25 protein-coding genes and 8 pseudogenes are annotated in these 24,462 nt (G+C 64.7%); 14 read left to right on the top strand and 19 right to left on the bottom strand.

Annotated elements, in window-relative coordinates:
- Positions 1 to 212 precede the first annotated feature (212 nt).
- From G6N41_RS18550 to G6N41_RS18535, 4 genes are all read right to left on the bottom strand, one after another.
- The gene (locus G6N41_RS18550; RefSeq protein WP_231608579.1) at positions 213 to 761 is read right to left on the bottom strand and encodes a hypothetical protein; all 549 of its coding nucleotides are present in this window, start codon (positions 759 to 761) and stop codon (positions 213 to 215) included.
- A 5-nt stretch (positions 762 to 766) separates the two neighbouring features.
- Complete coding sequence (locus tag G6N41_RS18545) at positions 767 to 928, bottom strand: hypothetical protein (RefSeq protein WP_198913342.1); 162 nt, start codon at positions 926 to 928, stop codon at positions 767 to 769.
- Positions 904 to 1,185 (bottom strand): hypothetical protein, encoded by a 282-nt coding sequence (locus G6N41_RS18540; RefSeq protein WP_198965176.1) that lies wholly within the window; start codon positions 1,183 to 1,185, stop codon positions 904 to 906. Before G6N41_RS18540 ends, G6N41_RS18545 begins: the two co-directional genes overlap by 25 nt.
- 72 nt (positions 1,186 to 1,257) lie before the next feature.
- On the bottom strand, positions 1,258 to 1,473 hold the full coding sequence (locus G6N41_RS18535) for a hypothetical protein (protein WP_198968066.1): 216 nt from the start codon (positions 1,471 to 1,473) through the stop codon (positions 1,258 to 1,260).
- A gap of 222 nt (positions 1,474 to 1,695) precedes the next feature.
- On the opposite strand from G6N41_RS18535, the gene G6N41_RS18530 reads away from it, so the two are divergent.
- Positions 1,696 to 1,872 (top strand): (2Fe-2S)-binding protein, encoded by a 177-nt coding sequence (locus G6N41_RS18530; RefSeq protein ID WP_012394467.1) that lies wholly within the window; start codon positions 1,696 to 1,698, stop codon positions 1,870 to 1,872.
- A 78-nt stretch (positions 1,873 to 1,950) separates the two neighbouring features.
- Here the strand turns inward: G6N41_RS18530 and G6N41_RS18525 are convergent, their stop codons facing one another.
- The 4 genes and pseudogenes from G6N41_RS18525 to G6N41_RS18510 all read right to left on the bottom strand — a co-directional run bounded on the left by G6N41_RS18525 (position 1,951) and on the right by G6N41_RS18510 (position 4,794).
- Positions 1,951 to 2,661, bottom strand: a complete 711-nt coding sequence (locus tag G6N41_RS18525) for an enoyl-CoA hydratase/isomerase family protein (RefSeq protein WP_198965340.1) — start codon at positions 2,659 to 2,661, stop codon at positions 1,951 to 1,953.
- A 9-nt stretch (positions 2,662 to 2,670) separates the two neighbouring features.
- Positions 2,671 to 3,114: pseudogene (locus G6N41_RS18520) on the bottom strand (TIGR03618 family F420-dependent PPOX class oxidoreductase).
- The gene (locus tag G6N41_RS18515) at positions 3,111 to 3,824 is read right to left on the bottom strand and encodes an EthD domain-containing protein (RefSeq protein WP_198965339.1); all 714 of its coding nucleotides are present in this window, start codon (positions 3,822 to 3,824) and stop codon (positions 3,111 to 3,113) included. Before G6N41_RS18515 ends, G6N41_RS18520 begins: the two are co-directional and overlap by 4 nt.
- 34 nt (positions 3,825 to 3,858) lie before the next feature.
- Positions 3,859 to 4,794 carry a hydrogen peroxide-inducible genes activator gene (locus G6N41_RS18510; RefSeq protein ID WP_198967914.1) on the bottom strand — a complete coding sequence of 312 codons (936 nt, stop codon included), beginning with the start codon at positions 4,792 to 4,794 and terminating at the stop codon, positions 3,859 to 3,861.
- Positions 4,795 to 4,915: 121 nt separating this feature from the next.
- Between G6N41_RS18510 and G6N41_RS18505 the strand changes: the two genes are divergently transcribed.
- The 5 genes and pseudogenes from G6N41_RS18505 to G6N41_RS18485 form a co-directional block, all read left to right on the top strand.
- Complete coding sequence (locus tag G6N41_RS18505; RefSeq protein ID WP_198965338.1) at positions 4,916 to 5,503, top strand: peroxiredoxin; 588 nt, start codon at positions 4,916 to 4,918, stop codon at positions 5,501 to 5,503.
- Between the two features lie 40 nt (positions 5,504 to 5,543).
- A complete protein-coding gene (locus tag G6N41_RS18500; protein WP_198965337.1) occupies positions 5,544 to 6,080 on the top strand; it encodes an alkyl hydroperoxide reductase in 537 nt (178 codons plus the stop codon).
- Between the two features lie 10 nt (positions 6,081 to 6,090).
- Positions 6,091 to 6,957, top strand: a pseudogene (locus G6N41_RS18495) (alpha-amylase family glycosyl hydrolase); the annotation flags it as partial.
- 29 nt (positions 6,958 to 6,986) lie between these two features.
- Positions 6,987 to 7,858, top strand: a pseudogene (locus G6N41_RS18490) (IS5 family transposase).
- Between the two features lie 4 nt (positions 7,859 to 7,862).
- Positions 7,863 to 8,088 (top strand): annotated as a pseudogene (locus G6N41_RS18485) (alpha-amylase); the annotation flags it as partial.
- A 72-nt stretch (positions 8,089 to 8,160) separates the two neighbouring features.
- Here G6N41_RS18485 and G6N41_RS18480 read toward each other — a convergent pair.
- The 4 genes from G6N41_RS18480 to G6N41_RS18465 form a co-directional block, all read right to left on the bottom strand.
- Entirely contained in the window at positions 8,161 to 8,709 is a 549-nt protein-coding gene (locus G6N41_RS18480) for a hypothetical protein (RefSeq protein WP_231608476.1), read from the bottom strand.
- A gap of 5 nt (positions 8,710 to 8,714) precedes the next feature.
- A complete protein-coding gene (locus G6N41_RS18475; RefSeq protein ID WP_198913342.1) occupies positions 8,715 to 8,876 on the bottom strand; it encodes a hypothetical protein in 162 nt (53 codons plus the stop codon).
- Positions 8,852 to 9,133, bottom strand: coding sequence for a hypothetical protein (locus G6N41_RS18470; RefSeq protein ID WP_198965176.1), 282 nt, complete (start codon positions 9,131 to 9,133; stop codon positions 8,852 to 8,854). The genes G6N41_RS18475 and G6N41_RS18470 overlap by 25 nt, the downstream gene beginning before the upstream one ends.
- Positions 9,134 to 9,205: 72 nt before the next feature.
- The gene (locus G6N41_RS18465; RefSeq protein WP_198968067.1) at positions 9,206 to 9,421 is read right to left on the bottom strand and encodes a hypothetical protein; all 216 of its coding nucleotides are present in this window, start codon (positions 9,419 to 9,421) and stop codon (positions 9,206 to 9,208) included.
- 103 nt (positions 9,422 to 9,524) lie between these two features.
- On the opposite strand from G6N41_RS18465, the pseudogene G6N41_RS18460 reads away from it, so the two are divergent.
- The 5 genes and pseudogenes from G6N41_RS18460 to lon all read left to right on the top strand — a co-directional run.
- Positions 9,525 to 9,770: pseudogene (locus G6N41_RS18460) on the top strand (alpha-amylase); the annotation flags it as partial.
- Between the two features lie 160 nt (positions 9,771 to 9,930).
- The gene (locus G6N41_RS18455; protein WP_198965336.1) at positions 9,931 to 11,175 is read left to right on the top strand and encodes an alpha-hydroxy acid oxidase; all 1,245 of its coding nucleotides are present in this window, start codon (positions 9,931 to 9,933) and stop codon (positions 11,173 to 11,175) included.
- A 103-nt stretch (positions 11,176 to 11,278) separates the two neighbouring features.
- Positions 11,279 to 11,656 (top strand): annotated as a pseudogene (locus G6N41_RS18450) (LON peptidase substrate-binding domain-containing protein); the annotation flags it as partial.
- Positions 11,657 to 11,703: 47 nt separating this feature from the next.
- Positions 11,704 to 12,577 (top strand): annotated as a pseudogene (locus G6N41_RS18445) (IS5 family transposase).
- A gap of 10 nt (positions 12,578 to 12,587) precedes the next feature.
- Positions 12,588 to 14,555 (top strand): annotated as a pseudogene (gene lon / locus G6N41_RS18440) (endopeptidase La); the annotation flags it as partial.
- Positions 14,556 to 14,696: 141 nt separating this feature from the next.
- Here lon and G6N41_RS18435 read toward each other — a convergent pair.
- From G6N41_RS18435 to G6N41_RS18425, 3 genes are all read right to left on the bottom strand, one after another.
- Positions 14,697 to 15,041, bottom strand: a complete 345-nt coding sequence (locus G6N41_RS18435; RefSeq protein WP_231608578.1) for a transposase — start codon at positions 15,039 to 15,041, stop codon at positions 14,697 to 14,699.
- A 208-nt stretch (positions 15,042 to 15,249) separates the two neighbouring features.
- The gene (locus G6N41_RS18430) at positions 15,250 to 15,669 is read right to left on the bottom strand and encodes a hypothetical protein (RefSeq protein WP_198913147.1); all 420 of its coding nucleotides are present in this window, start codon (positions 15,667 to 15,669) and stop codon (positions 15,250 to 15,252) included.
- A gap of 72 nt (positions 15,670 to 15,741) precedes the next feature.
- Entirely contained in the window at positions 15,742 to 15,957 is a 216-nt protein-coding gene (locus G6N41_RS18425) for a hypothetical protein (protein WP_198968066.1), read from the bottom strand.
- 143 nt (positions 15,958 to 16,100) lie between these two features.
- On the opposite strand from G6N41_RS18425, the gene G6N41_RS18420 reads away from it, so the two are divergent.
- The 3 genes from G6N41_RS18420 (at position 16,101) to G6N41_RS18410 (ending at position 17,395) form a co-directional block, all read left to right on the top strand.
- Positions 16,101 to 16,490, top strand: coding sequence for a nitroreductase/quinone reductase family protein (locus G6N41_RS18420; protein WP_198965335.1), 390 nt, complete (start codon positions 16,101 to 16,103; stop codon positions 16,488 to 16,490).
- A 2-nt stretch (positions 16,491 to 16,492) separates the two neighbouring features.
- Entirely contained in the window at positions 16,493 to 16,825 is a 333-nt protein-coding gene (locus G6N41_RS18415; protein WP_198965334.1) for a TfoX/Sxy family protein, read from the top strand.
- 123 nt (positions 16,826 to 16,948) lie between these two features.
- The gene (locus G6N41_RS18410; protein ID WP_198965333.1) at positions 16,949 to 17,395 is read left to right on the top strand and encodes a DMT family transporter; all 447 of its coding nucleotides are present in this window, start codon (positions 16,949 to 16,951) and stop codon (positions 17,393 to 17,395) included.
- A gap of 101 nt (positions 17,396 to 17,496) precedes the next feature.
- Here G6N41_RS18410 and G6N41_RS18405 read toward each other — a convergent pair whose 3' ends face one another.
- From G6N41_RS18405 to G6N41_RS18390, 4 genes are all read right to left on the bottom strand, one after another.
- Positions 17,497 to 19,596 carry an NAD(P)H-binding protein gene (locus tag G6N41_RS18405; protein ID WP_198965332.1) on the bottom strand — a complete coding sequence of 700 codons (2,100 nt, stop codon included), beginning with the start codon at positions 19,594 to 19,596 and terminating at the stop codon, positions 17,497 to 17,499.
- Positions 19,597 to 19,717: 121 nt separating this feature from the next.
- Entirely contained in the window at positions 19,718 to 21,202 is a 1,485-nt protein-coding gene (locus G6N41_RS18400) for an acetyl-CoA acetyltransferase (RefSeq protein ID WP_198965331.1), read from the bottom strand.
- 85 nt (positions 21,203 to 21,287) lie between these two features.
- Positions 21,288 to 23,732, bottom strand: a complete 2,445-nt coding sequence (locus G6N41_RS18395) for a CaiB/BaiF CoA transferase family protein (protein WP_198967913.1) — start codon at positions 23,730 to 23,732, stop codon at positions 21,288 to 21,290.
- 102 nt (positions 23,733 to 23,834) lie between these two features.
- Positions 23,835 to 24,344 carry a GNAT family N-acetyltransferase gene (locus tag G6N41_RS18390; protein WP_198965330.1) on the bottom strand — a complete coding sequence of 170 codons (510 nt, stop codon included), beginning with the start codon at positions 24,342 to 24,344 and terminating at the stop codon, positions 23,835 to 23,837.
- Positions 24,345 to 24,462 lie beyond the last annotated feature (118 nt).

Genomic DNA, 24,462 nt, shown 5'->3' with positions numbered 1-24,462 from the left:
GGCTGGAGCGTCACCATGCTGTGTTCTGGCTGTGCCTTTCGGGTGCCAAACTCAAATCTAGTTCAGCAGGCGAGGCTAGCAGCGGATTTTTTGGACGCGGTCGGCGCGTCGTCCGCCTTGAGCTTCAGAACTCTTAGGTCGTGATGCATCAAGTCAAGATGCCTGCGAAACCTGGTTCATGCATCAGGTAAGGAATGCCCGCGAAATCGGGGTCAGGTGGTGGTCTTGCTTTTGATGCGGATGCCGGCTTTGAGGGCGGGTAGAGCGGCGGGTATGGCGGCGAGGTAGAGCTGTTCGGTCTTGTCTTTGGCGAGTCTGAGCAGGGCGGCTTGCAGGTCGGCGTTCTGGTGGGCGATCGCGGCGGGGTTGAGGCTGTTGCGGTAGGTGAGCAGCTCTGTTTGTTGGGCCGCTGAGAGGACTCCGGCGGCCAGCAGCCGGTCCAGGGGGGTCTGGGGCTTGTCGTAGAGCCGGCGGCGGTGACCGTCGCGGCTGCAGCCGTAGCTGATGGGTTTGATGGTGGGGGTCAGGTAGTTGAGCCGGTCGTTGACCAGGTGCCACAGCCGGTTGAGCACGGCGCGTTCTTCGTCGGTGTCGTAGCGGTAGTAGAACCCGTAGCGACGCACGAGGTGGTTGTTTTTGGACTCGATGGTGGCCTGGTCGTTCTTCTTGTAGGGTCGTGAGCGGGTGAAGAAGATCTCCATGTCCGCGGCCCACTTGATGACCGCCTTATTGAGGAATTCGGTGCCGTTGTCGAAGTCCAAACCCGTTACCTTATAGGGATTTTAGTAATTCCGGTTTTGAGGGCGCCCAGGATGTGGGGGTGGGCGTTGTTGCGCACCGTGCGGGTGAACACCCAGCCGATGTGCATGTCGGTGAGGTTGACCGTGCGGGCGAACTCACCTTTCAGTGTCGGGCCGCAGTGCGCCACGGTGTCGCCTTCGAAGAACCCCGGAGATTCTTCGGCCTCATCGCCTGCTTTGCAGATGGTGATCGAGGACCGCAGCAGCGGGAGGGTTTCGTCGTCGACACACCCGAGATCTGGTCGCGGGCCTTGGCGCCGCGCAGGTAGCGGTCGATCGTGGCGCTGCTCATCGCCAACAGCTCGGCACGCACCGCCGGGCCGTAACGGTCACGGCCGTCCACCAGTTCGCCGTGGCGTTCTAGAGCATCCAACTGAAGTGCCATGGAAGCGGCCAGATACCGGCCGCACTGCCCGCCTGAGGCCGCCCACACCTTCTGCAACACCTTGAGCGCATCCTAGGAGTACTTCGGATTGCGTTGCCGGCGAGTCCGTTTGGCGACCTGCCGACCCGCTCCCGGCGGCGCGGCCGCCGCCCTCAACCGCCGCCTGGCGTTGTCACGCGACCAGCCGGTGACCGCCACCACCTGATCCAGAATCTGCCCCTTGCCCGCCTTCGGCGCCCCCACATACCCCCTGGCGAACTTCGCGGTGATCTCGGCCCGAGACGACATCGACAGCCCACTTCCCATGCCTGCCAAGGATCGACCGTTTCGCGGGCATTTTTACGTGATCCACCGAGGACGCTTCACGGGCATTTCTCGTGATGCTTGCCGTAGGTTAGACTCCACTAACCTAGTTAGGTTAGACTCCACTAATATGCGGTGCGTTCGTCGGGCAGCTTGTGCAGACACGTCATTCGGTGGCGTGAGCGAGCATCTGATGGGGGTTTACTGATGTACGTGTGCCTTTGCGTCGGCGCCACCAATCAGACCGTCTGTGATGCCGTCGCCCGCGGTGCGGCAACCTCCAAGGAGATCGCCGCCGCATGCGGTGCCGGCAGTGACTGCGGGCGTTGCCGCCGCACGCTGCGGGCCATTATCGCGGCCGCAGCCCAACCCGCGGCAGTCTGAGCGTGCCCCGATAGTGGGTTTTTCGTCGGTTTACGGTCGCCGGCGATCGGTGAAATCGGCAAGGGCAGCGGCGTTGGCTTAAGCGCCCATCAGCTCCGCGAAGTGCGCGTTCTCTCGTGCGCTGGCCGCCGCGATCTGGGCACGGGTGGGTTCGACCATCGTGTGCTTGACCGCCATCAAGCTGGAAATCGGCTTGGCAGCAAGTATTTCGGCATGACGACGCGCCTCTGGTAGCAGTTCCTCAGGACTGCAGATTCGCCAGACTAGGCCCATCCGCAGTGCCTCTTCGGCGTCAATCCATTCCGAGGACATCAGCAACCAAGCCGCGTTCTGGCGGCCCACCAGTTGCGGCAGAAGATAGGACGAGGCCGCTTCGGGAGCCACGCCGAGGCTGGTGAATGGGCACTTCAGGCGAGCTGTCGAGGACATGAAAGCCAGATCGGCATAGCCCAGAATGGTGGCGCCGATCCCGACGCCAAGCCCGTTGATGGCGCAAATCAGGGGCTTTGGGAACCCGGCGAGTGCTTCGATGAGACCGCGGAAGCCAAATTTCCCCTCGGAGAAATTTAGATCGGTGATGCGAGCCTGCATTTCGGCAAGATCGGTGCCAGCGCTGAAGCCGCGACCCGAGCCGGTCAGCAAGACCACGGCAACCTGCGGATCGTCGGCCGCGTCCAAGAGGGCCTGGGCGGTCGCGTCGTAGACGGCTTCGTTAAATGCGTTGAGCGCCTCGGGACGGTTCAGCGTGAGCGTGCGTACGCGGTTGTCATCATCGATCTGCAGCGTCACGGCTGCAGCTTAGCCGTTGCCGTAAATGCGGGTCGGCTCGATGAGCACCACGGTTCGTCGTTCCTCGGCCATCACCCGGTCGTATTCGTCCCAGTTGTCGTGGGTGCCACCGGCCGAAATGAAGACATCGCGAAGCAGCAGTCGCAGCTGTTCGCGGTCGGCCAGCCATGGCTAGGAGTCGTCCGGACCGGCCAGCTCCGCGCCGCCCTCCACCGTCGCCCACCGCCATCCGTTGCGAAATGTGACGGCCAATTGAGGTCGAGCCCGCAGGTTGGCGAGTTTGACCTTGCCGTAGGTGGCAAAGCCCAGGGCCGGTCTGCCGTGGTCGGGGTGCATCAGCAGCCCGACATTGACCAACGAAGCCTGAACGGTGCCGTCAGCGCGAACGGTGGTGACAACGGCGAGGCCGCGATCCGCGGGCGCCAGGCCGACTGCGTCGTTGAGTGTTGTCATTGACGCTCCTCGCATGTAAACGGTGTCTTGAACACATAGCGGCTGGTGGGAACGGTGTCGATATTCTCGTTGGCGCCGAATGCGGCTGTGCTGGCCACCATCCTGCCGAGCCGGTGCTGCAGGTCGCCGTCATCGCTGGCGCCGAAGAATGCCTTCAGATCGGTGATTGCCGCCATCGGGAACAGTTCCTCGACGATGGCCGTGACCTCTGGTGCCCCTGGGGTGAGGGTCCGTACCACCCAGTTCTGCGTGTAGCCAAAGGTCGACTGGGTCTCAATCGCCACCGGCGTGTGGTCATGCTGCCAGCGGGCCAGCCAGGTTGGTTCATCTAGCGCGGCGGGCCGACGCAGCAACGCGATGTTGGCTAATCCAGGTGTGCGACTGTCGGGTTGGACTCTCGGCGCGACCAGTGGCACCGACTCGGTCACCAGGTAGGCACCCAGCGATTGGCATTCGGCACCGAGCAATCGCAGCGCTTCGGCTACCTGGTCGCCGTAGCACTGCTGGGTCCACACGCTCACTACCGCGGCGACCGGTGGGTCCAGTGTGGTCAGAGTCATCAGCGACTCGCATACCGCGCCGTCGCGGACATTGACCGACAGTCCGGGCAGGCCCAGCGCCAACAACGACTCGGCAACGGGACCGCGTTGGCGAGCGCACCACTGCTCGCTGGGGTCCGTGTGCATGAGGACGGCGATTATCTTCTCCATAGGTCCTCCATAGGCCGAACCTACCCCCGCAGGCTCAGTTGACCAGGCGCACCTGCTGTTCGTTGCCGATCGATTCGCCCATGATTGCCGCAAGCTGCCGATAGGCCTCGTCGCGACCGCTGGACGCGCGGTAGACCAGACCTATGCGTCGCCCCGGAGTGGGCGCGGCAAAGTGCGCGAGGCCGACGCGGCTACGCGCAGCCTCGACGGACACCGCGCTCTGTGGGATCAGTGTTACGCCCAGGCCGCCGTTTACGCATTGGACGGCGGTCGCCAGCGAAGCTGCCCGGGTATCGGCAAGCTCAGCCCGGACGCCGGCGTTCTGGCAGACATCCAGAGCCTGGTCGCGCAGGCAGTGCCCCTCATCGAGCAACAGCAGCGGCAACTCGGACAGTGCCGCGACAGGGACTCCGTGCCGGTCCGCCATCGGATGCCCAGGCGGTAGCGCCAGCACGAAATCCTCTTCATAGATCGGCATTTCCGTGAGACCGCGATAGTCGGCGGGCAGCGCGATCAGGGCCGTATCGAGTGAACCTTCGCGCAGGGCGGTCAGCAGACGCTCGGTCTGGTCTTCAATCACTCGTACAGTCAGGGTGGGCATACGCCGGGTCAGCCCGGCTAGCACCGTGGGCAGCACATACGGAGCAACGGTGGGGATGATGCCGAACCGGATGCTGCCGTTGAGCCGATCCGCCTCTCCCGCAGCGGCTGTGGTGAAGGCTTCCACGGCTTCCACCGCGGCCTGGGCGTGAGGTAGCAGCGATCTGCCCTCGGTCGTCAAGAAAACCCGCCTGGTCGATCGTTCGACGAGGTGAAGGTCGAGTCCGGCCTCCAGTGCCGCCAACGCCTGCGACAACGTCGACTGACTGACGCCGAGAGCATTTGCCGCGCTACCGAAATGCTGCTTTTCCGCTACCGCGACGAACGCGCGCAACCCGGCCAAGGTGGGCTGATAGCTCGTATCGGTCATACCGATCAATATAGTGGCAATCATCATCTTTACCTAACAGTCTTCTGCAGGCAACATGGTGTGGGCTCCAAAAGCCATGTGCGGAATACCGAAAAGCGGAAAATCGAAAATGAGGAGAGTTATGTCCCTGCTGACCATCGGCCAACAGTTTCCCTCCTACAGCCTGACTGCGTTGATCGGTGGCGATCTGTCCAAGGTCGACGCCAAGCAGCCCGGTGACTACTTCAAGACCGTGACCAGTGACGACCACGCGGGTAAGTGGCGGGTCGTGTTCTTCTGGCCCAAGGACTTCACCTTCGTGTGCCCGACCGAGATTGCCGCCTTCGGCAAGCTCAACGACGAGTTCGAGGACCGCGACGCGCAGGTCCTGGGTGTCTCGATCGACAGCGAGTTCGTGCACTTCCAGTGGCGTGCGCAGCACGACGACCTCAAGAACCTGCCCTCCCCGATGCTTGCCGACATCAAGCGGGAGCTGGTGGCGGCGACTGGTGTGCTCAACGCCGATGGTGTCGCGGACCGGGTGACCTTCATCGTCGACCCCAACAACGAGATTCAGTTCGTCTCGGCCACCGCTGGATCTGTCGGCCGCAACGTCGACGAGGTGCTCCGTGTGCTCGACGCCCTGCAGTCCGACGAGCTGTGTGCCTGCAACTGGCGCAAGGGTGACCCGACGCTGGACGCCGGCGAGCTGCTGAAGGCTTCGGCGTAGTCGGGGCTTGGTCAGAGACTGAGGACCGGACGGAGAAGACATGAGTATCGAAAACCTCAAGGCAGCGTTGCCTGAGTACGCCAAAGATCTCAAGCTGAACCTGGGCTCGATCAGCCGCACTACGGTGCTGGACGAAGAGCAGCTCTGGGGCACGCTTTTGGCGAGCGCCGCAGCGACTCGCAATGCGCAGGTGCTGGCCGAGATCGGTGCGGAGGCGGCTGACAATCTGTCTGCGCAGGCGTACCAGGCGGCGCTGGGAGCCGTGTCGATCATGGGCATGAACAACGTGTTCTATCGGGGGCGCGACTTCCTCGAGGGCCAGTACGACGATCTGCGTGCCGGATTGCGGATGAACATCATCGCCAATCCGGGCGTGGACAAGGCGAATTTCGAGCTCTGGTCCTTTGCCGTGTCGTCGGTCAATGGGTGCTCCCATTGCGTCGTGGCCCACGAGCACACGCTGCGTGAGGCGGGTGTGGGCCGCGAGGCGGTGTTGGAGGCGCTGAAGGCGGCGGCTATCGTCTGCGGTGTGGCACAAGCGCTCACCGCTGCACAGACGCTGGCGGCCGTCGGCTGATCGTTGCGCCGTGAGTAAGCCCACCTGGGTGCAGCACGCGATCTGGTGGCAGGTCTATCCCCTGGGCTTCGTCGGTGCTTTTCCCGCCCATCAGCCACCTGATCCGAGAGAGCACCGACTACGGCGCTTCGTTGGCTGGTTTGATCACGCCGTCGAGTTGGGCGCATCCGGGGTTGCCCTGGGGCCGATTTTCGACTCGCGTACCCATGGTTACGACACCACCGACCATTTCCGCATCGATCCTCGCCTCGGCGACGAGGGTGATTTCGACCACCTCGTCGCCGAGGCGCATCGGCGTGGACTGCGGGTGCTGCTCGACGGCGTTTTCAACCACGTCGGTGTGGATTTCCAACGCTATCGCCACGTCGCTGACGACCCGTCCTCCGCAGGCTGGTTTCGTGGCCGAGCAGGCAATTTCCGTACCTTCGAGGGACATTCGGAGCTCATCACACTCAACCATGCCAACCCGGAGGTGGCCGACTACGTCGTCGATGTCATGGCGCACTGGCTGCAACGCGGTGCCGATGGCTGGCGCCTGGATGCGGCCTACGCGGTGCCGCAACAGTTCTGGGCGAAGGTCCTGCCCCGAGTGCGGGACCGATATCCGCAGGCCTGGTTTGTCGGCGAGATAATTCACGGAGACTATGCCGCCGCGGTGCAGGGCGCCGGTTTCGACTCGGTGACTCAGTACGAACTTTGGAAGGCGATCTGGAGCGGTCTCAACGACGGCAACTTCTTCGAGCTGGACTGGGCGCTACAGCGGCACAACGAGTTTGTCGCCAGCTTTGCCCCGCTGACCTTCATCGGCAATCACGACGTCACCCGGATCGCCAGCCGCCTCGAACGTCCCGAGCACCTAGGGCGTGTCTGCTTAATGTGAATGGTGTTTTGGCTGATGCTGTTTGGGTGATGCGGACGCATGCGATTTCTGATGATTTGTGGTCGCTGATCGTGGCGGTGTTGCCTGCGGGGCGGCGGCGTGGCCGGCCGTGGAACGATCATCGACGTACTCTGGAGGGCATTATCTGGCGTTACCGTACGGGATCTCCGTGGTGTGACCTGCCCGAGCACTTCGGTCCCTGGCAATCGGTGGCCGAGAGGCATCTACGCTGGTCGGTCGATGGCATCTACGCGCGGATCTTCGCGGCGATCGCCTCTGACCTCGACGCCGAGGACGCCGACCTGGGCGCACTGTTGTCGGTCGATTCGACCAGTGTGCGCGCCCACCAACACGCAGCCGGAGCGCCCCGGGCGCCGCACAGGGGGATCTGTCGAATTACAAGAAATATCTCGATGAGCCCGATGACCACGCCATTGGGCGTTCCCGCGGCGGGCTGACTACCAAGATCCACGCCTTGACCGACCAGCTGTGCAGTCCGGTCACCCTGGCACTGTCGGCCGGTCAAGCCGGTGATAATCCGATGCTTTGGCCATTGCTGGCCGCCCGGTGCAGCAACTCATACGCCCCGTTTCGCCTGCTGGCGGACAAGGCGTACTCCCATGACTCGACGCGGGCACAGCTGCGCCGGCTCAAGATCGCCCATACCATCCCCGAGCGCAGCGACCAGATCACCCGCCGCAAAGCCAAAGGCCGCAACAGAGGACGGCCTCCGGGGTTCTCAGGCCGAATCTACAAGCACCGCAACACCGTCGAGCGAAGCTTCAACCGGCTCAAACACTGGCGCGCGGTCGCCACCTGCTACGACAAATACGCCCTGACCTACCTCGGCGGTGTCACCCTGGCCGCCATCATCACCTACCACCGCGTCCGCAATTAGCAGACAGGACCTAGCCCATGCGCTGGTGATTCTGATGACTGTCGGTGGAATTCCGAGCATCTACGCCGGTGACGAATTCGGCTGGCGTGCCGTCAAGGAAGAGCGCTACGGCGGTGACGACGCGATATGCCCGGAATTCGGCTCTCCCCCAATCTAATTGACTCACGACCAGGCGTCGGTCTGGGCGTTGCACCAGTACCTGGTCGGGCTACGCCGCCGCTATCCAATCCGTGATGCATCAAGTCAAGATGCCTGCGAAACCTGGTTCATGCATCAGGTAAGGAATGCCCGCGAAATCGGGGTCAGGTGGTGGTCTTGCTTTTGATGCGGATGCCGGCTTTGAGGGCGGGTAGAGCGGCGGGTATGGCGGCGAGGTAGAGCTGTTCGGTCTTGTCTTTGGCGAGTCTGAGCAGGGCGGCTTGCAGGTCGGCGATCTGGTGGGCGATCGCGGCGGGGTTGAGGCTGTTGCGGTAGGTGAGCAGCTCTGTTTGTTGGGCCGCTGAGAGGACTCCGGCGGCCAGCAGCCGGTCCAGGGGGGTCTGGGGCTTGTCGTAGAGCCGGCGGCGGTGACCGTCGCGGCTGCAGCCGTAGCTGATGGGTTTGATGGTGGGGGTCAGGTAGTTGAGCCGGTCGTTGACCAGGTGCCACAGCCGGTTGAGCACGGCGCGTTCTTCGTCGGTGTCGTAGCGGTAGTAGAACCCGTAGCGACGCACGAGGTGGTTGTTTTTGGACTCGATGGTGGCCTGGTCGTTCTTCTTGTAGGGTCGTGAGCGGGTGAAGAAGATCTCCATGTCCGCGGCCCACTTGATGACCGCCTTATTGAGGAATTCGGTGCCGTTGTCGAAGTCCAAACCCATTACCTTATAGGGATTTTAGTAATTCCGGTTTTGAGGGCGCCCAGGATGTGGGGGTGGGCGTTGTTGCGCACCGTGCGGGTGAACACCCAGCCGATGTGCATGTCGGTGAGGTTGACCGTGCGGGCGAACTCACCTTTCAGTGTCGGGCCGCAGTGCGCCACGGTGTCGCCTTCGAAGAACCCCGGAGATTCTTCGGCCTCATCGCCTGCTTTGCAGATGGTGATCGAGGACCGCAGCAGCGGGAGGGTTTCGTCGTCGACACACCCGAGATCTGGTCGCGGGCCTTGGCGCCGCGCAGGTAGCGGTCGATCGTGGCGCTGCTCATCGCCAACAGCTCGGCACGCACCGCCGGGCCGTAACGGTCACGGCCGTCCACCAGTTCGCCGTGGCGTTCTAGAGCATCCAACTGAAGTGCCATGGAAGCGGCCAGATACCGGCCGCACTGCCCGCCTGAGGCCGCCCACACCTTCTGCAACACCTTGAGCGCATCCTAGGAGTACTTCGGATTGCGTTGCCGGCGAGTCCGTTTGGCGACCTGCCGACCCGCTCCCGCCGGCGCGGCCGCCGCCCTCAACCGCCGCCTGGCGTTGTCACGCGACCAGCCGGTGACCGCCACCACCTGATCCAGAATCTGCCCCTTGTCCGCCTTCGGCGCCCCCACATACCCCCTGGCGAACTTCGCGGTGATCTCGGCCCGAGACGACATCGACAGCCCACTTCCCATGCCTGCCGAGGATCGACCGTTTCGCGGGCATTTTTACGTGATCCACCGAGGACGCTTCACGGGCATTTCTCGTGATGCTTGCCGATGGCTACACACGGCCTCCACCAGCGCACTACGATTGCGCAACCGCCAGTACGTCTACCAGACCCGCAGCGCCGACAACGCACTAGTGGTCATACTCAACGCAGACGATGAGCCGCTTCGGATGAGTCTGCCGGAACTTGGCATCCCTCGCGCTGAGCTGCTTGCCGGATCTGCCGCGCCGCCCCAGGCGGTCACCGACGAGGTGCTCGTCGAGGGGCACGGCTGGCGGATCCTGCAACCCGCCTAGCGATTCAGCTGCGCCAGCGTCAGCGGGTCGAGCCGGCGGGCGTAGCAGCGAGAGCCTCGACGAATCGCTTCAGGTCAAAGGGATGTCTTGTCGAGTCCATCCGACCACGTTGACACACTGGTTAGATGACGCGAATGAGCACGGATGAGCGCAGGCGCTGATGGCTGTTGATCGCAGGCTTCCGAGGGTGGGTGACCTGGCACCCCTGATGCAGTTCAAGAGGCCCCAGTTCAACCGCACCAAGCGCCGTCTGGAAGCCGCCCTAACCATCGAGGACCTGCGCCGTGTCGCGAAACGGCGTACCCCCAGAGCGGCGTTCGACTACACCGACGGTGCAGCCGAGGACGAACTGTCGATCGAGCGTGCCCGGCAGGCTTTCCGCGATATCGAATTTCACCCGACGATCCTGCGCGATGTCACGAGTGTGCGTACCGGCTGGGACGTCTTTGGCAAGCCGGTCGCGTTGCCCTTCGGTATCGCGCCGACCGGGTTCACTCGATTGATGCACACCGAGGGCGAGATCGCCGGTGCGAGGGCGGCCGCCGAGGCCGGGATCCCGTTTTCCATGTCGACTCTGGCCACCTGCGCAATAGAGGATCTGCAGGCGGCTGTTCCCCAGGGTCGCAAATGGTTTCAGCTGTACATGTGGCGGGACCGGGACCGTTCGATGGCGTTGGTCAAACGCGCAGCGGACGCGGGATTCGACACCATGCTGGTCACCGTGGACGTTCCGGTTGCGGGTGCGCGGCTACGCGATGTCCGCAACGGCATGTCGATACCGCCGGCCTTGACGCTACGAACGGTGCTTGACGCACTGCCGCACCCACATTGGTGGTTCGACCTGCTGACCACCGAGCCGCTGGCCTTCGCATCGCTGGATCGCTGGTCGGGCACCGTCGGCGAGTATCTGAACACCATGTTCGATCCCAGCGTCACCTTCGACGACCTGGAGTGGATGAAGGCCCAATGGCCAGGCAAGCTGGTCGTCAAGGGGATCCAGACCCTCGACGATGCCCGCGGGGTGGTGGAACGCGGGGCCGACGGCATCGTGTTGTCCAATCATGGCGGTCGCCAACTCGATCGTGCGCCGGTGCCGTTCCACCTGTTGCCCCTGGTTGCCCGTGAGCTGGGCAAGGACACCGAGATCGTGGTGGACACCGGCATCATGTCCGGTGCCGATATCGTCGCCGCGATCGCGCTCGGTGCGCGGTGCACGCTGATTGGGCGGGCGTACCTGTATGGGCTGATGGCTGGTGGCGAAGCGGGGGTCAAACGCGCGATCGAGATCCTGTCCGCCGGCGTCTCCCGGACCATGCGGCTGCTGGGGGTGACCTGCCTGGAAGAACTCTCGGCCAAGCATGTGACGCAGTTGCAGCGACTGGGTCCCATACCTCTGCCGACGTGAGGTTGTGCGCTCGAGTTCGGCGGAATCAGCCATCGGCCTGCACCGGGGAACAAAACGCCCGACAGCTGGGTTAAGCGCAATAGACCTAGCCATTGGAGGATTAATGCCCCAAGCCATATCAGTGCCGGTGCTGTTCGTCAGTGACACCATCGTGCTACCCGGAATGGTCGCGCCGATCACGCTCGAGGATGCCGCACAAGCGGCGATCGACGCCGCGCGGGCCAGCGAGTCTGGGCAGTTGCTGATCGCTCCTCGGCTCGATGACCGATACCCCACCTACGGCGTCTTGGCAAAGATTCTGCAGGTTGGGCGGATCGCTGGCGGTGGCGCCGCCGCTGTCGTCCGAGGTGAGCGCAGGGCCCAGATCGGTGCTGGAGCCAGCGGGCCAGGCGCGGCGCTGTGGGTCGAGGTGACAGAAGTCCCGGAGCCGGAGGCGACCGAGGAAGCCAAGACGCTTGCCGCCGAGTACAAGAAGCTGTTAGGGCGTGTCTGCTTAATGTGAATGGTGTTTTGGCTGATGCTGTTTGGGTGATGCGGACGCATGCGATTTCTGATGATTTGTGGTCGCTGATCGTGGCGGTGTTGCCTGCGGGGCGGCGGCGTGGCCGGCCGTGGAACGATCATCGACATACTCTGGAGGGCATTATCTGGCGTTACCGTACGGGATCTCCGTGGTGTGACCTGCCCGAGCACTTCGGTCCCTGGCAATCGGTGGCCGAGAGGCATCTACGCTGGTCGGTCGATGGCATCTACGCGCGGATCTTCGCGGCGATCGCCTCTGACCTCGACGCCGAGGACGCCGACCTGGGCGCACTGTTGTCGGTCGATTCGACCAGTGTGCGCGCCCACCAACACGCAGCCGGAGCGCGCCCCGGGCGCCGCACAGGGGGATCTGTCGAATTACAAGAAATATCTCGATGAGCCCGATGACCACGCCATTGGGCGTTCCCGCGGCGGGCTGACTACCAAGATCCACGCCTTGACCGACCAGCTGTGCAGTCCGGTCACCCTGGCACTGTCGGCCGGTCAAGCCGGTGATAATCCGATGCTTTGGCCACTGCTGGCCGCCCGGTGCAGCAACTCATACGCCCCGTATCGCCTGCTGGCGGACAAGGCGTACTCCCATGACTCGACGCGGGCACAGCTGCGCCGGCTCAAGATCGCCCATACCATCCCCGAGCGCAGCGACCAGATCACCCGCCGCAAAGCCAAAGGCCGCAACAGAGGACGGCCTCCGGGGTTCTCAGGCCGAATCTACAAGCACCGCAACACCGTCGAGCGAAGCTTCAACCGGCTCAAACACTGGCGCGCGGTCGCCACCTGCTACGACAAATACGCCCTGACCTACCTCGGCGGTGTCACCCTGGCCGCCATCATCACCTACCACCGCGTCCGCAATTAGCAGACAGGACCTAGTGGCCATGCTGCAACGACGCGAGGCCTGGCAGATCATCGACCACGTCAATAGCCTCACCGATCCGTCTGCGCTCGCGGACACCGCCGGGTACGCGTCGTATCTGACGGATATGCAGAAGCGCCAGTTGCTCGAGACGGCCGACGTTTCCCAGCGTCTGCGGTTGCTGATCGATTGGACCGGCGACCATCTCGCCGAAGTCGAGGTCAACGACAAGATCGCCGACGATGTGCGGGCCGGCATGGAAAAGACGCAGAAGGAGTTCCTGCTGCGCCAACAGCTGGCTGCGATTCGTAAGGAACTGGGTGAGGGTGATCCCGACGGCGCCGGAGATCCAGACGACTACCGGGCCCGTATCGAGGCCGCTGAACTGCCCGACAAGGTGCGCGAAGCGGCGCTGCGTGAGGTTGGCAAGCTGGAACGGGCCAGCGACCAAAGCCCGGACAGCGGCTGGATTCGCACCTGGCTGGACACCGTGCTCGAGCTGCCGTGGAATATCACGACCGAGGACTCGGCCGACTTGAGCGCGGCCCGCGAGACCCTCGATGCCGATCACCACGGCCTCGACGATGTCAAAGACCGCATCATCGAGTATCTGGCGGTGCGTGCCCGACGCGCGCAGCGTGGACTGCAGGTCGTCGGCGGGCGTGGTTCGGGCGCGGTGATGGTGCTGGCTGGTCCTCCCGGGGTCGGCAAGACGTCCTTGGGCGAAAGCGTGGCCCGAGCCCTGGGGCGCCGCTTCGTGCGCGTCGCCCTGGGTGGTGTCCGCGACGAGGCCGAGATCCGCGGCCACCGGCGTACCTATGTGGGCGCGCTGCCGGGCCGGATCGTCCGTGCGATCAGCGAGGCGGGATCGATGAATCCCGTTGTGCTGCTGGATGAAATCGACAAGGTCGGTTCCGACTATCGGGGCGACCCAAGCGCTGCCCTGCTGGAGGTGCTTGACCCTGCCCAGAACCACACCTTCCGCGATCACTACCTGGATCTGGACTTGGACCTGTCCGATGTGGTGTTTCTGGCTACGGCCAACGTGATCGAGAACATTCCCTCGGCCCTGCTGGACCGGATGGAGCTGGTCGAGATCGACGGCTAAACCGAGGACGACAAGGTTGCCATCGCCCGCGACTACCTGCTGCCCCGGCAGCGAGACCGGGCAGCGCTGAGCGACGACGAGGTCATGATCACCGAGGCCGCGTTGCGCAAGATCGCTGCCGACTACACCCGTGAACCGGGTGTGCGGCAGTTCGAAAGGCTGCTGGCCAAAGTGCTGCGCAAGGTGACCACAAAGTTGGCCGCAGATCCCGGACCCGCGACGATTGACGAGCCCGATCTGGTTGGCTACCTGGGCCGCCCGCGGTTTACCCCCGAGGCCGCTGAACGTACCGCGGTGCCGGGTGTGGCCACCGGACTGGCTGTTACGGGCCTGGGCGGTGACGTGCTCTACATCGAGGCCGGTGCCGCTGGACCGCCACGGCCGGGCGAAGGTTCGCTGCAACTGACCGGGCAGTTGGGTGATGTGATGAAGGAGTCGGCGCAGATCGCTCTGTCCTACGTGCGCTCTCACGCTGGGCAGTTCGGTGTGGATCCCACGACGCTGGATCGGAGCATCCACGTGCATGTGCCCGCAGGCGCGGTACCCAAAGACGGCCCGTCCGCCGGTGTCACCATGGTGACCGCGCTGGTCTAGATGGCCACCGGGCGTCAGGTCCGCGCCGATGTCGGCATGACCGGGGAAGTCACGCTCAACGGCCGAGTGCTGCCGATCGGCGGCGTCAAACAGAAGCTGCTCGCAGCGCAACGTGACCGGCTATCAACGGTTTTCATTCCGGCTCGCAATGAACCCGACCTCGACGACGTTCCTGCCGAGGAGCTGGGCGCACTAGTGGTCAAACCGATGACCGATGTCGCCGAGATCGTTGCGCAAGCGCTGGAACCGGCGGCTGAGACCGCTGGGGTCGCCGCCTGACACCGTCGCCAATGCCACGCTGGGGTGACCGTCGACACTGAGCGTCACCCCAGCGCGGCGCTCGGTGCCGTGATGCATCAAGTCAAGATGCCTGCGAAACCTGGTTCATGCATCACGTAAGGAATGCCCGCGAAATCGGGGTCAGGTGGTGGTCTTGCTTTTGATGCGGATGCCGGCTTTGAGGGCGGGTAGAGCGGCGGGTATGGCGGCGAGGTAGAGCTGTTCGGTCTTGTCTTTGGCGAGTCTGAGCAGGGCGGCTTGCAGGTCGGCGATCTGGCGGGCGATCGCGGCGGGGTTGAGGCTGTTGCGGTAGGTGAGCAGCTCTGTTTGTTGGGCCGCTGAGAGGACTCCGGCGGCCAGCAGCCGGTCCAGGGGGGTCTGGGGCTTGTCGTAGAGCCGGCGGCGGTGACCGTCGCGGCTGCAGCCGTAGCTGATGGGTTTGATGGTGGGGTCAGGTAGTTGAGCCGGTCGTTGACCAGGTGCCACAGCCGGTTGAGCACGGCGCGTTCTTCGTCGGTGTCGTAGCGGTAGTAGAACCCGTAGCGACGCACGAGGTGGTTGTTTTTGGACTCGATGGTGGCCTGGTCGTTCTTCTTGTAGGGCCGTGAGCGGGTGAAGAAGATCTCCATGTCCGCGGCCCACTTGATGACCGCCTTATTGAGGAATTCGGTGCCGTTGTCGAAGTCCAAACCCGTTACCTTATAGGGATTTTAGTAATTCCGGTTTTGAGGGCGCCCAGGATGTGGGGGTGGGCGTTGTTGCGCACCGTGCGGGTGAACACCCAGCCGATGTGCATGTCGGTGAGGTTGACCGTGCGGGCGAACTCACCTTTCAGTGTCGGGCCGCAGTGCGCCACGGTGTCGCCTTCGAAGAACCCCGGAGATTCTTCGGCCTCATCGCCTGCTTTGCAGATGGTGATCGAGGACCGCAGCAGCGGGGAGGGTTTCGTCGTCGACACACCCGAGATCTGGTCGCGGGCCTTGGCGCCGCGCAGGTAGCGGTCGATCGTGGCGCTGCTCATCGCCAACAGCTCGGCACGCACCGCCGGGCCGTAACGGTCACGGCCGTCCACCAGTTCGCCGTGGCGTTCTAGAGCATCCAACTGAAGTGCCATGGAAGCGGCCAGATACCGGCCGCACTGCCCGCCTGAGGCCGCCCACACCTTCTGCAACACCTTGAGCGCATCCTAGGAGTACTTCGGATTGCGTTGCCGGCGAGTCCGTTTGGCGACCTGCCGACCCGCTCCCGGCGGCGCGGCCGCCGCCCTCAACCGCCGCCGGGCGTTGTCACGCGACCAGCCGGTGACCGCCACCACCTGATCCAGAATCTGCCCCTTGCCCGCCTTCGGCGCCCCCACATACCCCCTGGCGAACTTCGCGGTGATCTCGGCCCGAGACGACATCGACAGCCCACTTCCCATGCCTGCTGAGGATCGACCGTTTCGCGGGCATTTTTACGTGATCCACCGAGGACGCTTCACGGGCATTTCTCGTGATGCTTGCCGGGTGCTAGCGGTGCCGTGCGGTCTCCTGCACAATCAGGGACATGGCCGAGCTTCGGGATCTCAAACGCCGAGTAGTCCATCGCATGCAAAAACTTGTGGTCAATCCGATCGGCAGACAATTGCCGGTGACCATGCTGGAAACCATCGGTCGCAAGAGCGGACAACCCCGCCACACCGCGGTGGGCGGCAAGTTGGTGGACAACCAGTTCTGGATGGTCTCCGAACACGGCGAGCATTCGGATTACGTTCGCAATATCAAGGCCAACCCAGCGGTTCGGGTGCGCCTTGACGGCGAGTGGCGAAGCGGAACCGCTCACCTATTGCCCGACGACGACCCGCTACGGCGGCTGGCCAACCTGCCCCGGCTCAACACCGCGGTCGTTCGGGCGATCGGTAGCGAGTTGCTGAGCATCCGGGTGGATTTGGACTGACCATGGCCTATGACACCGGCCTGGCCGACCGGATCCGTGAGTTGCTGGCTCGACAGCCCGGCGTGGATGAAATGCGCATGTTCGGCGGGCTTGCATTTCTCATCAGCGGGCACATGGCCGTTGCCGTCAGCGGGCAGGGCGGACTATTGGTCAGAGTGCCGCCGGAAGACGCCGACAAGCTGCTCGAGCGCGATCACGTCAGCCCCATGGTCATGGCCGGACGCGAAACCCGCCGCTGGCTGCAAGTGGCCAGCCAAGGCGTCAAAACCAAACGTCAGCTTCAGAGTTGGGTGGACCGCGCCGTGGGCTACGTGTTCACGATGCCGCCCAAGTAACGAGCGCGGAACCCACGCCCTGGCCTCCGTTGCCGCGAAGCGCCGCCGGCGGTGAGCCCCTAGTGTTGCCGTGAGGAATCATACGACCGAGGGCAGCCGAGTAGTGCAGTGGTTAGGAGAGTTATGAGTGCAGGCTGGATTATCCCGTTCATCATCCTGGGCGGAGCTCTACAGACATGTGGAGCTGCGATGAATGGGCAACTGTACAAACACATGATCAACCCATGGCTGGCATCAGCGATTTCGTTTGCGCTGATCACGATATTTTTCGTGGGCGCATTCCTCATCATGCCCAACCCGCTACCCACCACCAAGGACATCGCCTCGATGCCGTGGTGGGCCGTGGTCGGCGGCCTCGTCGGAGCGGTGCAGGTGTATGCGGGCCTGACATTGGTCAACAAGGTGGGCGCGGGCACGTTCATTGGGGTCAGAGTCACAGCAGCACTCATCATGTCGTTACTGATCGATCATTTCGGCTGGCTCCGGGTGGACGCTCATCCGCTCACCCTGTGGCGGGCCCTCGGCGGTGCGTTCCTGGTTTGCGGGGTGGTATTGGTTGCCAAGTTCTAGCGGGCGACCGTCCTGGTGGCCGTGGGCGCGCCAAGGGCCCACCGTTGCGATCGCCGGATTGATGGATCACCCGGGCGGTGTCTGGAATGTCCGCGACGATGTCAAAGCGCGGGATTCCAGTTGCCGTCAATCACTTCGGGTGGGTGCTGAGCCTGTAACCGTTCCCGCTCGGTGCGTCGGCGCTTGATTCGTAGCCGCGCATCGGCCGGCATGGTTACCAACTCGTCGGCGGTCAAGTAGTAGACATCATCGATGGTGTCCATCAGATCGGCTGTTACCCGACGAGATGCCAGTTCGCGCAAAGTCATCCGGAGGTCGTGGGTGAACCGGATGGTGGTGTCATGGGCGAGTTCGCGCGAACCGCGGGCACTGGCGGCCAAGCGCTGGGACAAGGTCGGCGCCGCCGCCGGTGTCGCGGGTGCTGCTGCGGCTTTGGCCGCCGCTGTCAGCAGCAGCGCCGGATCGTCACCGAAAGACGGGTTGGCCAGCTCCGCTTCGCCGCAACCCCGATGCGCGAGCCGGGCAACCGTAGCGTCAAGTGCGGCGGCCGCTGATGCCGATAGGGCTCGGATGCTGTCGACGTTGCCGTCGCGGGCCAGCGCACACAACGGAGCATCGGCGCGCAGGATTTCGGTCAGCGCCGCGGTCTCCGCGGCGATACGGCCGCTTTCCATGATCACGCCGACACCGGAGACGCTGGTTCCGGCCCGGGTGTGCTCGAGCGTTGCGGCGGTAACACCTGTATCGATGACCCATAGCGCCGTGAGGATCCAGCCTTGGTGAATCCGGTCCCTTAACAATCTAATCCGAACTTCCAGGCTGGCGTCGGGCAGCGTAGAGAGCTGCTCTGCGCCAACGTGTTCGTTAGCCGCCGCGGTCACGTAAGCCTGCGTATCAGCACGGATATGACGTAACAGGGAAAGCGACCGCGCCGTCACCAGCACCTTGGCCGCCGACCGCAGGGGTCCATCGGTCAGCTGGGGCCGGCCGAACGGCAGCAGCTCGGTGACCTGGGTGTTGCCCCCCAATGCTTCCTGGGTGACTGCTCGCTCATTCCAGCCGGGCAATTGGGTCGCGGCGACGAGATTGGCCGACACCCCAACATAGGGGCGATGTCCGAACACCGCGATAGCCCGGCTCCCCGACTCCTCGGCGACGACGTGGCCAAGGGCGAGCACTTGGCCCATCGCTCGCCCCGCCGCGCGCAACCCGCTCATCTGGACGTCCAGGGTCATCGGGGTCAGCGGCCCGGGCAGCGCCTCGGCGAGACTGGCCGCGCTGAAGACTGGGAACCGCGGGTCGATCCGGTCGTCGAACTCGCCCTCCAGCCCGTCTGGTGCCGCGGAATCCAGGGCGGTCCCGTCGGCGGGCGTCAGTCGCGGTGTCGGCTCCACCGGTAGCGCCAACTGGGCCGAACCGATGGTCGCACCGGCGGGATCTAGTCTGCGCCCGACCAGGCCACGGCCGGTATCGACGATCGCATCGGTGGCCTGCCACCCGTACTGAAAGTTCCAATCTTCCTGTGCTGCAGCGATATCCATCTCAGGGATCAACTGTGACCAGCCTTGAACCCGGTGTGGCCGCAACCGCGGGTCGACTGATCCGAGCAGCCGCCACGCGGTGACCACATTTGTGGTGTCGGGCGTGGCCAGGTCGACGACACCATTGCGGTCGGTGTCCAGCGCCAGAACCAGGAACCGGACCAGATCGTCGAGGTGCAGTACCCGCATCGGCCGGGCGGAGACCTTGGAGCGCATCAGGGTCGCGACCGTGCGACACACCATCCAGTCGAGCTGGCGGCCGACCGGCGGTGCAATGCGGATGACCAAACTCGGTGCCCAACCGGTCGACACCAGTGTCTCGGCTTGTTGATAAAGCTCCGGCGAGCCCGCGGCCTGGGACACGAACAGCAACCGCGCGCCGGCGCGGGCCGCAGCGTTGCTCACGTGTGCCAAGCCAGTGATGCCCGCGGCACCCGGCGCGCCCTTCTCGACAGGGGCGAGGTGAATCACCGCGTCCGCTTCGCTGGCTAACTCCAATAACACTGGGTTGCGTAGCGATGCGCAAACAAAATCGACGTTGGGATCCAGGTAGTCGTGTGGGTGGGAAGATATACCGCTTACGGTGTGTCCCGCAGCGATCAGCTGACGTGTGACCAGCCGCCCGATCGCTCCCGCGGCGTCGGTAACCAGGACGTGCACCCTACTCACCTCCCCCAACGCTTTCCATGACAATAGGCATGTTGGCCCCATTTGCGCGACACTTGAGTCTCGACCGTGACACTTCGGTGCTCGATGCACCCGCTATTACCGGTGCGGCCGGTTACCGCAATGTCGCGTTGCCATCGGCAGCGATGGCAACCTTTGCCCCGGCGATGTCCTCATGCACGGTGGCATTGGCCGATGTGGGATCGGTGATCACGCCTAAGGTACGCGCCCCGGTGGGTGTGCGCACGGCGACGAAGGCCTTCTCGGGCTGCCCGTCTCTGGTGAAGGGCGTTGTCCAGGCCTCGACGGCGCCGACGCCGTACCATCCGACCAGGGCGGCCCGGGTGGGCTCGCGGTCCACCAGCGGTTGCACGTCTTCCCAGCGGAACTCCGCGGGTGGCTCGGTGCCGTACACGCCGATGCTGTGCTTGGTCAGGTAGCCGCCGTTGGCGGTGATGAGCCCGCGCCGGCCGGGGTTGGCCGCCAATAACTCGGCCATGGTGGCAATCGAATGTGTGACGTAGTTGTTCCACGGGCCCCCGGCAAAGGTCAGTCCGCCGGTGACGGTCAACGGCCGGTCGGCATCGTCGACGGGCAGCCCGAGTTCGTGTGCGGCAACCTGCACCGCGGACGGGAAACACGAGTACAGGTCGACGTAGTCGGCATCGTCGATGCCCAGACCGGCGAGTTCCAACGCGCGTGCCCCGGCAATTCGGATGGCCGGCGACTGGTGCAGCTCGGCGCGCTCGGCAATCGAGAAGGTGTCGTGCGCCTCGGTCCCGGTCTGCGGGTAGACCCAGCGTTCGGTGGGCACCCGCAGTCGTGTCGCCTGTTTGACCGACGTGAGGATCAGGGCGGCGCCCTGGTCAACCATGTTGTTGGAGTTCATCAGCTTGGTGTAGGGCCAGCTGATCATCCGGTTCTGCGGGCCGGGCCGACAAATCTGTTCGGCGGTCATCGGGGTGCGGATCCAGGCGTGCGGGTTATCCACCGCGACCGCGTTGAACCCCGCCCACAGTCGGCCGACTCTGCTGCGGTGGTCCTCGATTGACTCGCCGTTGGCGATGCGTAGCGCCTGCTCGAACATCGGATAGACGTAGGCAGGCCGATCCAGCTTGATTCTGATTTCGCTCTCGCCGGCCATCGGCACATCCTGGCCGGCGACCCGTGGCAGCGGAACGGATTCGTCCTGAAGCGTCCAGGTCAGTCGGGCGCCCTTGGACTTCAGACCGGTCCTGGTCCGCCACGTCTCGGCGCCGGCGATCAACACCACCCCGGCTCGACCCCGCTGTACGTCCAGGCACGCCTGGCTGACCAGAGACTGCGGTGTGTTGCCGCCGACGCTGCTGTAGCTGGTGGTGAAACCACTGGCCTGCAGCCGCTCGCCGAGCAACTGGCCGGGATTGCGGTAGTGCGCCGAGAGCACGCGGACCACGCGAATGGAGTCAACGGCCGCGAGCACCCGGGAATCGGCCGCCTGCTGCGCCGCGGCGAGCATCAGATCGACAGGCTCGACCGACGGCATGGTGGGGTCGATTTCATCGCGGTAGTTGACCTGGCCGTAGCCGATCAGCACCGGCGTGCGGGGGTCTACGGCCATGAATCGAACCTAGCGCCGACCCTCGCCGGCCACCGCACGTCGCGCTCGACCTCGGGCCGGCGGCGCAATCGAGCGGGCGAAGGCGTCACCGGCTTTCCCCGGAGCGCTGCTGTTCGGTGGCCAGCTGCTCGGAGTTAGCCGACGGGGCGAACAGCACGCCTTCGGTGATCAGGAACTCGATTTCTTCCGGGCTCATGTCCAGCAGCTCAGCGCAGATCTCTCGGGTGTCCTGACCCGGGTGCGGCGCGGGGCGTTGTGGTGACTGCGGGATATGGCGAAACGGCGCCGGGCCGGTCTCCGCGGGCAGCGGGCGCGCGATGAGCGGATGGGTCATGTCGCGGAACAGGTTTCGCGCGATTAGTTGCGGGTCTTCCAGAAGGTCCGGCGGGCGGTTCATCGGGCCCGCTGCAATCCCTGCCGCCTGCAGCGCCTGGGCCGCCTCGAATGGGGTGTGGTCGGCGGTCCAGGCCGACACGACTGCGACCAATTCGGCGCGATTGGCCATGCGCGACTCGGCCGAGGCGAAGCGCGGGTCATCGGCCAGTTCGGGTTGGTCGATCAGCTTCGCCGCACAGCGCCATTCGTTGTCCGAGCAGATGGTGACGACGCACCACTCGTCGTCACCGCCGCAGGGGCATACCGCGTGCACACTGAGGTCATTGCGGACTTCGGCGATGCCGGCGGCCAGTGCGGCCTCGGTGACGAACAGGGTGTCGAGCTGATTGACCACAACTTCGGCTTGCGAGATGTGTACGTGGGCTCCGGCACCGGTGCGGTGACGGTGGATCAGCGCGGCCAGCGCCAGGACGGCGACGATTCGCCCGACAACGTGGTCGGGGAAAATTGTCGTGGCGTCGTAGAAGGCATGCCGGGAACCGTCGGTAGCGGCGTCTTCGGATGTCCACACCCGGGTCACGCCGGTGGTGGCTCGCACCAACGGGCCGTATCCCAGCCGGGTACTCCAGGGGCCGCGATTACCGAACGCGCTGCTGCCGGCGAGCACGATGTGCGGGTTGAGGGCATGGAGGTTGGCGTAATTGAAGCCCAGCGAGGTCAGGGTGCCCGGCTTGAAGTTGGCGAACACGGCGTCGGCCGCGGCGACCAGGCGACCGAAAATTTGCTTGCCCTCGGGGCTGCGCAGGTCGAGGCCGAGCGCACGATGATTACGGTGCGTCCAGGCAAACGACTCACTCATCGCGTCACCGGCACGGGCCTGTCGTAGCCCGTCGGGGTAGTCGGCGCTTTCGACCTTGATGGCCTCGGCGCCCAGGTCTCCGAACAGCCGGCTCAGCTCGCCCCCCGCGACGATGATGCCCAGATCGAGAATCCGCAGCCCTTCGAGCGGGTAGCCCCCCACGCTGGCCGTGCTCGCAAGCTCAGGAGCTGGGTCGGCCAGCCAGCGCGGCTGGTCTTGGCCCACGGCGGGTGCGGGAGTGTGAAACCCCGCCCGCTGCTCGTTGACCACGAAGTATCCGGTGGGGACCTTGGTATGCACCCCGGGGACCAGTTCGGCCTCGGTGATGGCTCCCACCGCCTGGAAGTGTTCGGAGGCCAGAATCCGCGACGGTGTGAGGACGGCCGCAATCGGGACCCCGTGGGCTTGGCCGGCAGCCACCAGCTCCTTCATCGTGTGGGGGGCAAACAGCGCCGCAACCAACTCACTGATCTGCGGCCAGGCCGCGAAACGAGCACCGATCACGTCGTACTTGGGATCCTGAAACTCTGGTGGTTCCCCCAGCCAGCGGCGTAGGCCGCGCCACTGGCGCGGCGCCATCACGCACAATCGCACGTACCCGTCCTGGCACGGGTAGGTCGGGTAGGCGTCCTGGTTTTTCGGGCGTCCCCGCCACCGCGCACTGCTTCGGATGCCGGCCGCGACCTGCCTGTGTGCCCCGAATGCCGGGTCAAGAGCCATCACCACCGCATCGAAGCGCGAGAAGTCGATGTAATCGCCGGTACCGCAACGCAATTTGTTGTAGTAGGCGGCGAGCACCGACCAGGTCGCCTGGACCGCGGCTGTCGCCGAAGCGATGCCATCTGGCGGCAATACCGGGGTGCCGGTGGTGGGCCCTGACCGTGATAGCGATCCCGACATCGCGTAGAGCACCGCGTCGGTTGCCCGCCACGACGATCGCGGACCCGATGCACCGAAGTCGGTGAACGACAGCGCCACCAGATGGGGGCAGCGATCGGCTAGCTCCACACACGATGTGCCGTAGCTGCCGGCCTGCCCCGGCAGACCGCTGTCGACGAGGATGTCGGCGCCGGCGGCCAGCTCGAGCAGCCGTGCCCGGTCGGCTGCGTCGTTGGGGTCCAGCACCACGCTGCGCTTGTTGGCGTTGTGCACGGCGAACGGAATGCTGGCGCCCGCCAGCGTGGGCGCCTGGTTACGTCCGGGGCTCCCGCCGGGCGGCTCCACCTTGAGGACGTCGGCGCCGAGGGCGGCGAGCAGGCGCGTGACCGTGTCGGCGGTACCGCCGGACAAGTCCAGGACGCGCACCGCGGCGAGCAGCTGGTCGGCCATTTGCATACCGTAGCCGCCCGGTGGCAGCGGGCTCCGCACCAAACGGACCGCCGACCGGCCAAGCGCATCGGTGCGGCCTCGGCCAGTCGATGATCCCGCGCCGGGCGGCTAGGTCAGTGAGCAGCGGTAGCGCATTTGATCGACCGGGGTGTCGCCGATGATCTCGGTGCGACGCGTGCCGTCGAAATTCCATCCATCGCGTTCATAGAAGCGCCGAGCGCGGGCATTGCCATCCAGGCCCCATAACACGGCTGCGGTGACGCCAACCCGCCGCAGCCGTTCTCGGGCGGCAGTCATGAGCAACCGTCCGACGCCGGTGCAGACATGCTCGGGATCGACATAGATCGCCCGGAGCTCACCGAAGTTCGACAGCTCCGTGTCGCGGGATAGACCGTTGGTGGCCAGGCCGCGGATCGCCGAACCGTCGAACGCCACCTGGGTGGAGGGTAGCCGCAACCCCATCCGGCCAACGGTGTAGCGGTCGACCCAGTCTTGCGGGCTGAGATTGTCGAGGTAATCCTGGGAAATCAGTCCCCGGAATGCCCACTGCCACGAACGCACATGCACCCGGGCCACGTCATAGGCACCCTCCGGGGTGGCTGCGCGGACCTCGATCATGGTTGCAGTATCGAGACTGTCTGCCGCTATGGCCATTCAATCGGCGTGCGCGCCCATCACCAGGGCCATTTGCGCAGCGGAGCCGTCAGTGCTGTGCTTGGCGGGTCGACTAGTTGAC

Source organism: Mycobacterium shottsii (genome assembly GCF_010728525.1).
GTDB lineage: Bacteria > Actinomycetota > Actinomycetes > Mycobacteriales > Mycobacteriaceae > Mycobacterium > Mycobacterium marinum.
Note: the sequence above shows the minus strand (reverse complement) of the source record. Positions and strands in the feature narration are given on the sequence as shown.

Excerpts from the sequence above, each read along its gene's own strand:
- G6N41_RS18500 (WP_198965337.1), top strand. The coding sequence starts at position 5,544 with ATGAGTATCGAAAACCTCAAGGCAGCGTTGCCTGAGTACGCCAAAGAT.
- G6N41_RS18465 (WP_198968067.1), bottom strand. The coding sequence starts at position 9,421 with ATGTCGTCTCGGGCCGAGATCACCGCGAAGTTCGCCAGGGGGTATGTG.
- G6N41_RS18540 (WP_198965176.1), bottom strand. The coding sequence starts at position 1,185 with ATGGCACTTCAGTTGGATGCTCTAGAACGCCACGGCGAACTGGTGGAC.
- G6N41_RS18455 (WP_198965336.1), top strand. The coding sequence starts at position 9,931 with ATGGCTGTTGATCGCAGGCTTCCGAGGGTGGGTGACCTGGCACCCCTG.
- G6N41_RS18470 (WP_198965176.1), bottom strand. The coding sequence starts at position 9,133 with ATGGCACTTCAGTTGGATGCTCTAGAACGCCACGGCGAACTGGTGGAC.
- G6N41_RS18395 (WP_198967913.1), bottom strand. The coding sequence starts at position 23,732 with ATGCAAATGGCCGACCAGCTGCTCGCCGCGGTGCGCGTCCTGGACTTG.
- G6N41_RS18530 (WP_012394467.1), top strand. The coding sequence starts at position 1,696 with ATGTACGTGTGCCTTTGCGTCGGCGCCACCAATCAGACCGTCTGTGAT.
- G6N41_RS18425 (WP_198968066.1), bottom strand. The coding sequence starts at position 15,957 with ATGTCGTCTCGGGCCGAGATCACCGCGAAGTTCGCCAGGGGGTATGTG.
- G6N41_RS18535 (WP_198968066.1), bottom strand. The coding sequence starts at position 1,473 with ATGTCGTCTCGGGCCGAGATCACCGCGAAGTTCGCCAGGGGGTATGTG.
- G6N41_RS18390 (WP_198965330.1), bottom strand. The coding sequence starts at position 24,344 with ATGATCGAGGTCCGCGCAGCCACCCCGGAGGGTGCCTATGACGTGGCC.
- G6N41_RS18400 (WP_198965331.1), bottom strand. The coding sequence starts at position 21,202 with ATGGCCGTAGACCCCCGCACGCCGGTGCTGATCGGCTACGGCCAGGTC.
- G6N41_RS18420 (WP_198965335.1), top strand. The coding sequence starts at position 16,101 with ATGGCCGAGCTTCGGGATCTCAAACGCCGAGTAGTCCATCGCATGCAA.
- G6N41_RS18430 (WP_198913147.1), bottom strand. The coding sequence starts at position 15,669 with ATGGCACTTCAGTTGGATGCTCTAGAACGCCACGGCGAACTGGTGGAC.
- G6N41_RS18510 (WP_198967914.1), bottom strand. The coding sequence starts at position 4,794 with ATGACCGATACGAGCTATCAGCCCACCTTGGCCGGGTTGCGCGCGTTC.
- G6N41_RS18505 (WP_198965338.1), top strand. The coding sequence starts at position 4,916 with ATGTCCCTGCTGACCATCGGCCAACAGTTTCCCTCCTACAGCCTGACT.
- G6N41_RS18515 (WP_198965339.1), bottom strand. The coding sequence starts at position 3,824 with ATGGAGAAGATAATCGCCGTCCTCATGCACACGGACCCCAGCGAGCAG.
- G6N41_RS18415 (WP_198965334.1), top strand. The coding sequence starts at position 16,493 with ATGGCCTATGACACCGGCCTGGCCGACCGGATCCGTGAGTTGCTGGCT.
- G6N41_RS18410 (WP_198965333.1), top strand. The coding sequence starts at position 16,949 with ATGAGTGCAGGCTGGATTATCCCGTTCATCATCCTGGGCGGAGCTCTA.